Origin of the sequence: Mycolicibacterium grossiae (assembly GCF_008329645.1) — a bacterium.
GTDB classification, from domain to species: Bacteria; Actinomycetota; Actinomycetes; order Mycobacteriales; family Mycobacteriaceae; genus Mycobacterium; species Mycobacterium grossiae.
In genome coordinates this window covers 2,167,605-2,179,939 of the sequence record NZ_CP043474.1, presented here as the reverse complement: position 1 = coordinate 2,179,939, position 12,335 = coordinate 2,167,605, and the positions used below count along the sequence as shown (strand labels likewise).

The 12,335-nt window shown below is 71.5% G+C and carries 10 protein-coding genes; 3 read left to right on the top strand and 7 right to left on the bottom strand.

Annotation, left to right across the window (positions count from 1 at the left end):
• The first annotated feature begins 198 nt into the window (after positions 1–198).
• Positions 199–435: a hypothetical protein gene (locus FZ046_RS10500; protein ID WP_070351255.1), complete on the top strand. Its 237-nt coding sequence runs from the start codon at positions 199–201 to the stop codon at positions 433–435.
• Between the two features lie 57 nt (positions 436–492).
• The gene (locus FZ046_RS10495) at positions 493–954 is read left to right on the top strand and encodes a hypothetical protein (protein ID WP_246182960.1); all 462 of its coding nucleotides are present in this window, start codon (positions 493–495) and stop codon (positions 952–954) included.
• 6 nt (positions 955–960) lie between these two features.
• On the opposite strand, the gene FZ046_RS10490 is transcribed toward FZ046_RS10495, so the two are convergent.
• From FZ046_RS10490 to fdh, 5 genes are all read right to left on the bottom strand, one after another.
• On the bottom strand, positions 961–2,250 hold the full coding sequence (locus FZ046_RS10490) for a threonine/serine exporter family protein (RefSeq protein ID WP_070351253.1): 1,290 nt from the start codon (positions 2,248–2,250) through the stop codon (positions 961–963).
• A gap of 172 nt (positions 2,251–2,422) precedes the next feature.
• Positions 2,423–2,968, bottom strand: coding sequence for a YceI family protein (locus tag FZ046_RS10485; RefSeq protein ID WP_070351252.1), 546 nt, complete (start codon positions 2,966–2,968; stop codon positions 2,423–2,425).
• Between the two features lie 22 nt (positions 2,969–2,990).
• Positions 2,991–4,004, bottom strand: a complete 1,014-nt coding sequence (gene nrfD / locus FZ046_RS10480) for an NrfD/PsrC family molybdoenzyme membrane anchor subunit (protein ID WP_070351251.1) — start codon at positions 4,002–4,004, stop codon at positions 2,991–2,993.
• A gap of 5 nt (positions 4,005–4,009) precedes the next feature.
• Positions 4,010–4,921, bottom strand: coding sequence for a 4Fe-4S dicluster domain-containing protein (locus tag FZ046_RS10475; RefSeq protein WP_070351250.1), 912 nt, complete (start codon positions 4,919–4,921; stop codon positions 4,010–4,012).
• Entirely contained in the window at positions 4,918–8,181 is a 3,264-nt protein-coding gene (gene fdh, locus FZ046_RS10470) for a formate dehydrogenase (RefSeq protein WP_246182959.1), read from the bottom strand. The genes FZ046_RS10475 and fdh overlap by 4 nt, the downstream gene beginning before the upstream one ends.
• A gap of 121 nt (positions 8,182–8,302) precedes the next feature.
• On the opposite strand from fdh, the gene FZ046_RS10460 reads away from it, so the two are divergent.
• On the top strand, positions 8,303–9,313 hold the full coding sequence (locus FZ046_RS10460; RefSeq protein WP_070351248.1) for a TerC family protein: 1,011 nt from the start codon (positions 8,303–8,305) through the stop codon (positions 9,311–9,313).
• Here the strand turns inward: FZ046_RS10460 and FZ046_RS10455 are convergent.
• The gene (locus FZ046_RS10455; RefSeq protein WP_070351247.1) at positions 9,307–11,022 is read right to left on the bottom strand and encodes a selenocysteine-specific translation elongation factor; all 1,716 of its coding nucleotides are present in this window, start codon (positions 11,020–11,022) and stop codon (positions 9,307–9,309) included. The two genes, FZ046_RS10460 and FZ046_RS10455, sit on opposite strands and share 7 nt — an antisense overlap.
• Positions 11,010–12,290 (bottom strand): L-seryl-tRNA(Sec) selenium transferase, encoded by a 1,281-nt coding sequence (gene selA, locus FZ046_RS10450; protein ID WP_149484243.1) that lies wholly within the window; start codon positions 12,288–12,290, stop codon positions 11,010–11,012. Before selA ends, FZ046_RS10455 begins: the two co-directional genes overlap by 13 nt.
• Positions 12,291–12,335: the final 45 nt, after the last annotated feature.

Below are 12,335 nucleotides of genomic sequence, written 5' to 3'. Positions count from 1 at the left end.
TCTGCTGCGCCCAGTACAGCCGACTTGCCTTCAACTGTCAAATGATCCTTTGAGTGACTGTCGGCGTCGACGTGGCTGTCGTCAGCCCCCTCCCCGATCTCGGGCTGGCGTACGCCGATATTCACAGCTTCGTCAATTCGAGGACGGCAGCTGATGGGCGGACGCATACTGTGGCCCCGACAGCAGAAGGGTCCGCCAATGCGCCGTTCCGTGAAGATGGGAGCGGCGAGCCTGATGCTCGCCGGGTTCCTCTCCTCCCTGCCCGCCGCCCACGCGGCGTCGCCCGCGACCAACGATTCGCCGGCGCCCCGACCGCCGGTCGCGACCGACACGATCCAACTGCTCGACTGCCAGGGCGGCACCGGCGTCTACGGATGCGGCGCCGGCTTCTTCTGGCGCGACGGCTGGCGCGGCTTCGGCTGCTACCCCTGCTGAGCCATGCGCACTCTCGTATCCGGTTGCGCGGCAGCGCTCGTCGGTGTCCTGACCGTCATGACCGCCGCCTCCGCAGTCGCCGACCCCGCGACGCTGCCCGTGGACCCGAACGTGGTCACCGACTCGACGGCCTACATCGCGCAGCAGCCGATCCTCGACCCGAACGGCCAGCGCGGCGTCGAGCAGACCTTCACCCACCGTGACGGCAGCCGTCAGATCACCGACACCATCGTCATGCTGGCCGATCCGCAGGCCGCGGTGGCGTCGCTGGAGGCCAACCGATCAGACGCCGCGTCCATGGTGGTGCGGCAGACGTCGACCCCGGTCCCCGTCGGGGAGAACGGCACCGTCATCACCGGGACCTCGCCGGACGGCTCGCACGCGGTGACGGTGCTGCTCTTCACCCGCGGCGCGACGAGTGCCGAGATCGCCTTCCAGGGCGGCCCGAACGACCCGGTGCCCAATGACCTGGTGATCGACTACGGGCAGCGTCAGGACGACGCGATCCAAGCGGGGTAAGGCTGGCTATGCCTTTCGGGCGGCACGCAGTCGGGTGTTGATCGTCGCGAAGACGCTCCACCCGACCAGCGTGCCGAGCGCGATCGAGAAGATCGCGGCGACGGTGCTGCCGAGCGTCATGACGTCGCCCTCGCCGGCGACGGCCTCGCCGAGCGTCTCGAAGCTCAGCGCGCCGGGCACCAGCGCCCAGAAGGCGGCGAGCATCATGACGATCGCGGGCGGTGAGGTCTTGATGCGCGCGCCGAGCATCGCGAACGGGACGACGAGGAACGCGCCCACGGCACCGGAGTGCGTCGCGGACAGCACCAGGCCGCCGAGTTTCTGTCCGACGAGCGCGACGGCGACCGCGAGCAGCAGCCAGACGAACGACCCCTTCGGCGCGGACAGGTAGACGTACAGCCCGATTGCGATGACGACGATCGCGGCGTACAGCGACCAGCTGCCCATCTGCGCGGACGGCTGCTGCGGCTCGAGGTCGGCTCCGCCGAGGTGGATGCCCAGCCCGACCCCGAAGACCAGGAGCATGAGCTGGGTGACGCCGTAGATGAGACGGGTTGCGCCGCTGACCATCTGAGAGCTGGCCAGTTCCATGGCGCCGATGGTGAGCGCGAGGCCGGGCAGCATGGCGACCAGGGGTGGGCTGATGACGCGCAGCAGACCGTCGTTGGCGGCGTCGGCGACGAACCAGGTCGCCAGCAGCGTGACGACCGCCGCGGCGAGCGTCGGGAGGACCGCGCCGAGCGTCGGAAACGGGCGGCCGAGCATGACGATCGCGCCGACCACGGCGCCGAGGAAGACGTACCCCCAGAGCGACGCCCACGTCGGGTTGATCACCATGCCGAAGCCCAGGGTGGTGATCGTGTAGCCGACGACGGTGGTGACCGGACCGAAGCGCGGCGGCATCGCGCGGGCGGCGGCCACCTCGCGGGCGGCGTCGGCGGCCGTGATGGCGCCGACCTCGGCGAGTTCGGCGACGGCGTCGACGCGGCCGGCGAGGTCGAGCTGGGTGGTGGGCTTGACGACGGTCTCGACCTCGTAGGCGGCGGTGCCGACCTGGACGACCAGGGCGGTCGGGAAGACGACGACGCGGACCGTCTCGTCGGTGTAGTTGCGCGCGATCGCCAGCAGGCGGGCTTCGACGAGGTGGGTGGGCTGCTCGCACTCGATGAGCGCAATGCCCAGCTCGCGGAGCATGGCGGCCACCTCGGCGTGGTCGTCGCGCCGCCCGCCGGTGAGTGCCTGCGGTGTCTCCTTGCGCAGCGAGCGCAGGAAGTCGCGGCGTGCGTCGTTGCTCATACCGCTGATTGTGACGGTGGTCGGGTCCGGACGGGGACGTGGCCCGCGGTGACGGCGTCTGGCGGCTATGTTGGGAGCACTATTCGACCGGGGAGCGTCAACATGGGTTGACGGCGTCAACCGAGGTTGACGAGTCGTGGCCCCACATGGTCTGGGGAGACCCGCGCGGGAGTCAGGACGTGGTGTGCTCGGCGGTGAAGGACACCTCGACCTCATCGGCGACCTTCAGCGCCCCCAGCATCATCGAGTAGGGCTTGACGCCGAAATCGGAGTGCCGGACGACCGCCTTGCACGACAGGCGCCAGGCCGTGCCGAGGTCCTCCGCGGTCAGGTCGACGACCCGGGGGCGCTCGGTCCCGTGGATGTGGAGCGTTCCGGTCAGCCGGTAGCCCACCGCAGTGGCTGCGATCTCGTCGGCGCGAAACGTGATGTGGGGGTGCTTCTTCGCGTCGAGCGTCTTGGTGGCGTTCGAGGCGGCGATCGCCTTCTCCGGGCCGGACAGACCCTTGACCCCGCCCTCGCCGCCGAGGACCTCGAGATCGGCGACGTCGGCGATCAGCTCGACCGACACCGGGGTGTCGTCGGCGAAGCGGACCGTCGCGCGCCAGGGGAAGGCGAGACGCAGCCGGTGACCCATCTTCGCGGCCGGGCCCTCGACACCCGTGGTGACGAGCAGCTGCCCGTCCGACGCGTCGAGGTCCCGAGTGTCGGCTGCCATGTGCCCGAGGGTAGCGACGCGCTCAGCCCCGGGCGGGCTGCTGGGCGTTGAGCCGCTCGCGCTGCGGGACCACGACGTACTTCGGGTCCTGCGTCGAGGCGACGCCCGCCTCGAAGACGCCGAAGCGCTGTAGCGCGCTGCCCGCGAGCAATGCCGCTCCGGAGGCCGCGACGGCCCAGCGGCGGCGGCCGGACACCACCGCGCCGACGGCACCTGCCACGGTGAGGATCTCCGACGCCTGGCGCAGCCGGTGCGGGCGGCCGGTCATGTACGCCTCGGCCGACAGGCCCAGCTTCCGCTCCAGGGTCCGGGACGCGGCGACCTCGACCGCCGCGCCGACGACCGCCATCCGCCGCGCCGGACCCGACTCGTCGACCGGCGCCAACAGCATGCCCAGCCCTCCCCCACTCGCCGCCGCCGACCCGGTGAACACGAAGGGCAGGAACGGGTGCGCCTCCCGCCACGCCGGAACCGCGGTCTGCGACAACAGGACTGCGGTGTACGACGCCACACCGGGGGCGACGGCCGCCGCCTCGAGACCGGCAGGCCGAGCCGCCCAGTCGACCAGCCGGCCGACCCACGTCCGCCGCACCCGCGCCGGCATCAGCTCCGCGACGCCCGCCAGCCCCGCCCCCGGGCCGTACGCCCCAAGCAGCCAGGTGCCCATGCTCATCGGCGAACTCGGCTTGGCCACCCGCAGCATGTGGTGGAACCGCTCGGGCCGGCCGAGGTCGGCGATGAGGAAGTACATGCTCGCCAGGAGGCTCACCAGCGCGCCGAGCCGCGTCACCTTGCGCAGCTCGGTCCGGCCGGTGAGGTCGGCCCCGGCGGCCAGCAGCGCCGACCCGGCCGACAGTCCTCCGGAGAACAGGTACGCCGCGATCATCCAATTCCACACCGGCGTCTTGAGGATCTGCCGGCCGTAGTACGACCGGAAGTCCGCCGGCGGCACCGCCATGTCCTCGCGGCCGCCGCGGCGGTGCCGGGTCTGTGCGTTGCGGTCGGACGCGTCGGTGTCGCTGAGCTTTTCGCGCATCGGGGCTAGCTTCGCTTGCCGAGGAACGCCGAGACCGCCATGCCGACGAGCGCCGAGGCTGCCACCCCGGCGTAGCGCCACATCGCCCCGGCGTCGCGGGTCGGGACCACCGGGTCCGGCGGCAGGCCGTACACCTCCGGCTCGTCGAGCAGCAGGAAGAACGCCCCGTCACCGCCGACACCGTCGTTGGGGTCCTCGCCGTACAGGCGCGCCTCGGTGATGCCGCGCTCGTGCAGCGCCTCGACGCGCTGGGCCGCCCGCTCGCGCAGCTCGTCGAGCACACCGAACTGGATGGAGTCGGTGGGACATGCCTTGGCGCAGGCGGGTTCGAGCCCGTCGTGCAGCCGGTCGTAGCAGAGCGTGCACTTCCACGCCCGGCCGTCGCCCTCGCGCCGCTCGATCACCCCGTAGGGGCAGCCCGACACGCAGTAGCCGCAGCCGTTGCAGATGTCCTGCTGCACCACGACGGTCGAGTACTCGGTGCGGAACAGCGCACCCGTCGGGCACACGTCGAGGCATCCGGCGTGCGTGCAGTGCTTGCACACGTCCGACGCCATGAGCCAGCGGAAGTCGGGCAGCTCGCCGACCATCTCCACCATGGTCTCGGAGGCTTGCGCCTGGATGTCCGGCATGCCCAGGTCCACGGGCGGCTTGCCGGGCTGCTCGATGAACGCCACGTGCCGCCAGGAGTTCGCGCCCAGGTTGCCGGTGTTGTCGAAGGACATGCCCAGCAGGTTGAAGCCGTCCCCCTCGCCGGAGACGGGGACCTGGTTCCACTCCTTGCACGCCACCTCGCAGGCCTTGCAGCCGATGCACACCGACGTGTCGGTGAAGAACCCTACCCGCGGCGGGTGCTCGTCGTACCCGGCGTCGGCGGCGGGATCCTCCAGCGGACCGTAGAAGCTGTTGCCGCTCATGAGGTCTCCTCCGTGTGGTCGGTCGACCGCTTGGTGGTGTCCAGGTCGGTGCCCGTCGCCGTCGTGATGCCCGCGCGCTCCCGGTAGAGCGCCAGGTACTCCAGCAGCAGCGGCCCGCGCGGGCGGCGGCCTGGCTGGATGTCGCACGTCGCGACCTTGCTCTCCTGGATGAAGACGTTCGGGTCGGCGACCACGCCGAGCAGATCGTTGACGACGTCGCCGTCGACGAGACCCGAACTGCCCCAGTGATACGGCATCCACACCTGGTGCACGACGTGGTCGTCGATGCGCAGCGGCCGCATGCGGTCGGTGACGAACACCCGCGCGTCGACCGCCGCACGACTGGTCACCACGTGCGCCCAGTCCATGTGCTGCAGCCCGCGTTCGGCGGCCAGCGCCGGCGAGATCTCGACGAACAGCGCGGGCTGCAGCTCGGCGAGGTACGGCAGCTGCCGACTCATGCCGCCCGCGGTGTGATGTTCGGTGAGCCGCGCGGCGGTGAACACGAACGGGAACACCTCGCCGTGCGCCTCCGGCGGCGACGGGTTCGACGGATTGTCCTCGCGCCCATACACCTTGCGCGCCGGGTTGCCCTGCTGCGCGTACAGCGCGTTGCGCACCGGCGACTCGTGCGGCTCGTAGTGCGTCGGCAGCGGACCGTCGAGCACGCCGTTCGGCGCGAACAGCCACGCCTTGCCGTCGGCCTGCATGACGAACGGGTCGTCGCCGCGCAGCGCCTCGACGCCGACCGCGTCGTCGGACGGGCGGTAGTCCGGCGGCTTGTCCCTCTCGAAGTCCGGAACGTCGTAGCCCGTCCACTCCCCCGCGTCCGGATCCCACCAGACGAGCTTCTTGCGCTCGCTCCACGGCCGGCCCTGGGGATCGGCCGACGCCCGGTTGTAGAGCACCCGGCGGTTCAGCGGCCAGGTCCAGCCCCACTCGTTGTCGTACGGGCCCTGCTCGGTGTGCGGCTTGCGCCGCGCCGCCTGGTTCACCTCGTCGGCGTACACGCCGCTGTAGATCCAGCAGCCGCACATCGTCGACCCGTCGGCCTTGAGTTCGGTGTAGCCGCTCACCGCCCGATTCGTCGTCAGGTCGACGCCGCTGATGCGTCGCAGCACGTCCGCGCCGGACGGCTCGTCGCCCTCCATCGCGTAGTCCCACGCGAGGTCGAGCAGCGGCCGGTCGCGCTCGTCGGTCGACCCCGCCAGCTTCTCCTTGAGGATCCGGCCCAGGTGGTAGAAGAACCACAGCTCGCTGCGCGCGTCGCCCGGCGGTTCGACGGCCTGCTCGCGCCACTGCAGCATGCGCTGGGTCTGGGTGAACGTGCCCGCCTTCTCGACGTGCGACGCCGCGGGGAACAGGAAGACCTCGGTGCGGCAGGTCTCCGGCGAGATCTCCCCGGTCTCGATCTCCGGGCCGTCTCGCCAGAACGTCGCGCTCTCGATCTCGACGAGGTCGCGCACCACCAGCCAGTCGAGGTTCGCCATGCCGAGGCGCTGCAGCTTGCCGTGCGCCGACCCGACCGCCGGGTTCTGCCCCAGCAGGAAGTAGCCGAATACCTTGCCGTCGACCATGTCCATCACCGTGCGGTACGTGCCGTGGTCGCCGTTGATGCGCGGCATGTAGCCGAAGCAGAAGTCGTTCTCCGGCGTCGCCGCGTCGCCCCAGTACTCCTTGAGCAGCGACACCATGTAGGTATCGGCGTTGTGCCAGAACCCCTTCTGGTTGCGGCTCGTGATGGCCTCGAGGTAGTCGGCCAGCGTCTCCTGCCCGGCCCGCGGCATCGCGAGGTACCCCGGCAGCAGGTTGAACAGCGTCGGCACGTCCGTCGACCCCTGGATGCTGGCGTGCCCGCGCAGCGCGAACACCCCGCCACCCGGCCGGCCGATGTTGCCCAGCAGCATCTGGATGATCGACCCGGCGCGGATGTATTGCGCGCCCAGCGTGTGCTGTGTCCACCCGACGCTGTACACCAGCGCGGCGGTCTTCTCCCGCCCCGAGTTCGCCGCCCACGCCCGCGCCACGTCGAGGAACTGCTCGGCGGGCACGCCGCAGACCCGCTCGACCATCTCCGGGGTGTAGCGGGCGTAGTGCCGTTTGAGGATCTGGTAGACGCAGTTCGGGTCCTGCAGCGTCGGATCGTTGGGGATGTCGGCGGCGCCCTGGATCGGCGCACCGCCCGAGCCCTGCTGGTCCGGGGACGCGTGCTCCTTCGCCGCCGCGCCGCCACCCTCGGGAGTCATGGTCTGGTACTGCCAGGTCGACGGGTCGTAGGACGCCGTCGCGTCGTCGTAGCCGGAGAACAGGCCGTCGAGGTCCTCGGCGTCCTGGAAGCGCTCGTCGACGAGGAACGACGCGTTGGTGTAGGCGGTGACGTACTCGCGGAAGTCCAGCTCGTTGCTCAGGATGTAGTTGATCACCCCGCCGAGGAACGCGATGTCACTGCCCGCGCGCAGCGGCACGTGCCGGTCGGCGACGGCGCTGGTGCGGGTGAACCGCGGGTCGACGTGCACTACGCGGGTGCCGCGCGCCTTCGCCTCCATCACCCACTGGAACCCGACCGGGTGCGCCTCGGCCATGTTCGAGCCCATGATGACGATGAAGTCGGAATTGACGAGATCCTGCTGATAGTCCGTCGCCCCGCCGCGACCGAAGGAGGCTCCCAGACCGGGAACCGTGGCGCTGTGTCAAATACGCGCCTGGTTCTCGATCTGTAGGGCGCCGAGCGCGGTGAACAACTTCTTGATGAGGTAGTTCTCTTCGTTGTCGAGCGTCGCGCCACCGAGGCTCGCGACGCCCATCGTGCGCCGCAGCGTGTTGCGGTCGGCGTCGAACTGCTGCCAGCCCCGCTCGCGGGCGTCGAGGATGCGGTCGGCGACCATGTCCATCGCCGTGTCGAGGTCGAGGTCCTGCCACTCGGTGGCGTATGGCGGGCGGTAGCGGATCTTGGTCAGCCGCTGCGGCCCGGTGACGAGCTGCTTGCTCGCAGAGCCCTTCGGACACAACCGGCCTCGCGAGATCGGGCTGTCCGGGTTGCCCTCGATCTGGACGACCTTCTCGTCCTTGACGTACACCTTCTGGGCGCAGCCGACGGCGCAGTACGGGCACACCGAGTGCGCGACGTGGTCGGCCTCGGCGGTGCGCGGTGTCAGGGTGAGCGAGCGCTTCGACTGGGCGGCCTTGCCGCGGCCCAGGGGGTCGTCACCGGTCAGCTGGCGGTACACCGGCCAGGACTCGATCAGCTTGCGAATGTCCATCCGCCGCCTCCTCTCACCGCTGCCGACCCGTTACCCTGCCCGCCGTCCATCAAACCACCGCCGAGCCGGTGCGCGCCCGTCGACAGCGGGTTCACACCACGGTCTCAGGTACAAAGGTGTCATGCTCGAGATCAGTGGCATGACCTGGGGCGTGACGATCGGGATCATCGTCGCGCTGTTGGCCGTCGACCTGATCCTGGCCGCGCTGCGGCCACACCGGGTGGGCTTCAAGGAGGCCACCGCCTGGTCGGTGTTCTACATCGCCGTCGCGATCGCCTTCGGGATCTGGTTCGCCTCGGCCTACGGCGGCGACTTCGGCACGCAGTACTTCGCCGGCTACATCGTCGAGAAGAGCCTGTCGGTCGACAACCTCTTCGTGTTCGTCATCATCATGGCGACGTTCGCGGTCCCCGAGGAACACCAGCACAAGGTGCTCACCTTCGGCATCATTCTCGCGCTCATCATGCGCGCCGTCTTCATCGCGGTCGGCGCCGCGCTGCTGTCGCTGTTCTCCTTCATGTTCCTCATCTTCGGCATCCTGCTGATCTTCACCGCGGTGCAACTCTTCCGGCACCGCGACGAGGACCCCGACGTCGAGAACAACGTGATGATCCGCGCCACCCGCCGGATCCTGCCGATCAGCGACGACTACGACGGCGGCAAGCTCTTCACCCGGGTCGGCGGCCAGCGCATGGTGACGCCACTGCTCGCGGTGCTCATCGCGATCGGCAGCGTCGACCTGCTGTTCGCCCTCGATTCGATCCCCGCGGTGTTCGGCGTGACCGAGGAACCGTTCATCGTGTTCGCCGCCAACGCGTTTGCGCTGCTGGGCCTGCGCGCGCTGTTCTTCCTCGTCAAGGGTCTGCTCGACCGGCTGGTGTACCTCTCGACCGGCCTGGCCATCATCCTGGCGTTCATCGGCGTCAAGTTGGTGCTGCACTGGGCGCACGTCGACATCGACCCGCGGGTGCCCGAGGTGGACACCTACGTGAGCCTCGCCGTGATCGTCGGCATCCTGGTGGTGGTCACCGTCGCGAGCCTCGTCAAGACCCGCAGCGATCCGTCCGCCAAGGCGCACCCCGGCTCGCTGCGCGCGAGCAAGCGCGACGACGCCGCCGACACCGGTCACTGAGCGAGGTCGCGTGTCCCGTCCGCGCGGCGGCGCGTGAGGCGTCGGGCGTCGAGCGCCTCGAGTAGGGGGACGGCAACGCGGCGGGTGGTACCCAATGCGCGCTTGGCCTCGGCGACCGTGAAGGGCTGATCCACGGAACGCAGCACCTCGGCGGCGCGGTCGAGAGCGTCGGCTCCCAGCACGACGCCGTCGGTGATACGGGTCAGCCGGCCCAGCCGCACCGCAGCGGCGAGTTCCTTGGCGCCCAGGCCGAGTTGGGTGAGTTCGTCGGCCTCCGGAGCGCGGAACGGTTCGGCCGCGAGCCGGCCCTCGACGGTGCGGACCGCCTCCTCGACGCGTGGCGGCAGGCGCTCGCCCGGGCGGGCGACGCGACCGTCGGCCACCGTCAGCCCGGTGCCGTCGAGCAGCGGGCGGACCAGCTCGGCGGCCGGTAGCCCCACCTGCCGGCGCAGCGACTCGAGCGGCATGCCCGCCGCGATGTCGTGCTCGGCCGACCACGCCGCCACCACCGCGAGCGCCTCCTCCCGACGCCGGTCCCACCACGCCGGCTGCACGACCCACTCCCCCACGCGCCGGCCCTCGACGCGAAAGCCCATGGCGCGCAGGCTCGTCACGCGCTCGCACACTGGCGGCGGTGCCTGCCCCTCGGCCAGCTCCTCGGCACGCGCCCGCGCCGCACCGCGACGGCGCAGTGCCGGCGGGCGCGGGTCGAGCACTTCGATGCCGGCGGCGATGCGGTGCTCACCGGGATCGCGCAGCAGCCCGACGTCGCCGACGCGCAGCGGCAGCGGGCGGCTGAGTCGCAGCCGCGCCGCCGTCGCCCCGAGCGGACGGACGTGCACCGGCACCGCGGCCGACCCGACGTGCAGCACCAGCTGCTCGTGCAGCACCAGCTGCTCGTGCAGCGCGTCGGGCGACCGCAACGCCACGTCGACCTCGGCGGTGTCGCGCCAGGCCTCCGGCGTGCGGAGGGCGTCGCCGCGGCCCACGTGCTGGCGGTCGACGCCGCGCAGGTTGACCGCGACCCGCGCCACCGCGGTGACCTCGTCGCGGTCGGTCTCCAGCGACTGCAGACCACGGACGGTGACGCGGCGGCCGTTCACCTCCAGCTCGTCGCCCACCCGCACCGTCCCCGCGGCGAGCGTGCCGGTGACGACGGTGCCCGCGCCGCGCACGGTGAAGGACCGGTCGACCCACAGCCGCACGTCGGCGGTCGGGTCCGGCGCGGGCAGCCGGTCGACGAGCGCGAGCAGCTGCGCGCGGACCGTGTCGAGGTCGGTGCCGAGCACGACGGGCGGGTCGGCCATCGCAGTCGTCGAGAAGCATTGTCGCACAGCGTCGATGGCGTTCTGGGGGTCGGCGAGGTCGGCCTTGCTGATGACGACCAGCGCATGCCGGACGCCGAGCGCGTCCAACGCGGCGAGGTGCTCGTCGGACTGCGGCATCCACCCCTCGGTGGCGGCCACGACGAACAGCACGGCCGGGACCGGGCCCACGCCGGCAAGCATGTTGCCGACGAACCGCTCGTGGCCCGGGACGTCGACGAACGCGACGTCACGGCCGGCCAGCCTGGTCCACGCGAAGCCCAGGTCGATCGTCAGCCCGCGTCTCTGCTCCTCGGCGAGGCGGTCCGGCCACTTGCCGGTGAGCCGGTGCACCAGCGTCGACTTGCCGTGGTCGACGTGGCCCGCGGTCGCTACGACGTACACGCCAGCACGGCCCGCAGCAGGTCGTCGTCGTCCTCCGGCGCGACGGTCCGCAGGTCCAGCAGGCAGCGGCCGTCCTCGATGCGCCCGACCACCGCGGGCGTGCCGGTCCGCAGGGCGGCGGCGTAGTGCTCGGGAAGGCTGACCGCGGCGCTCGGCAGCGCGACGTCGGGTGCGCCCCCGCCGCCGACCGCGGCGATGCAGTCGACCGCCGCGGCGCCCGGCACCCGCGCGGCCAGCGCCTCGGCGCGGGCGCGCAGGTCCGCGACGTCGGCGTCGAGCGCCCAGGCGACCGGCGTCGGCGGCCCGACGAGTGTCGCCTCGAGCGCCGCGAGTGTCAGCTTGTCGACCCGCAGCGCGCGGGCGGCGGGATGGCGGCGCAAGCGCTCGATCAGTTCGGCCGTTCCGAACAGCAGCCCGGCCTGCGGGCCGCCGAGCAGCTTGTCGCCGCTGGCGGTGACGACGTCGGCGCCGTCGCGCAGCGCCGTGGTCGCGTCGGGCTCGTCGGGCAGCAGGGGGTGCGGCGTCAGCAGGCCCGAGCCGATGTCGGCGACCACCGTGGCGTCCAGCGTCGCCAGGTCGCGGATCGACACCGCCGAGGTGAAGCCGCTGACGTGGTAGTTCGACGGGTGCACCTTGAGGATGAAGCCGGTGTCGGGGCCGATCGCGTCGGCGTAGTCCCGCAGGTGCGTGCGGTTGGTGGTGCCGACCTCCCGGAACCGCGAGCCGGTCGACTGCATCAGCTCGGGCAGCCGGAAGCCGTCGCCGATCTCGATGAGTTCGCCGCGGCTGACGACGATCTCCCGCCCCGGCGCGAGCGTCAACGCGGTCAGCAGGAGCGCCGCGGCGTTGTTGTTGACGACGTGCACGGCATCGGCGGTCGGCACGGCGGCGGCCAGTGCGGCCAGCGCACCGCGGCCGCGGCGGGCGCGCCGCCCGGTCGCGAGGTCGAATTCGACGTCGGTGGAGCCGCTGGCGGTGACGACGGCGTCGACCGCGGCCGCCGACAGCGGAGCGCGGCCGAGGTTGGTGTGCACGACGACGCCGGTCGCGTTGACGACCGGCCGCAGGCTGGCGGCGCTGACGGGCAGCGCGGCGACCGCGTGGTCGGCGACGTCCTCGGGGGCGAGAACGCCGTCGCGGGCGCGCTGCTGGGCCTCGGCGACGACGGCCTTGACCAGCGTCCGCCCGAGCCGCGCCTGCGCCTCGTCCAGGCGCGGGTCGGCGAGCAGCGCGTCGGTGCGGGGCACCCTGCGGCGGGGATCAGTCATCGCGGACCACGTTCTTCATCATGACAGCGCCCATCATGACCACCG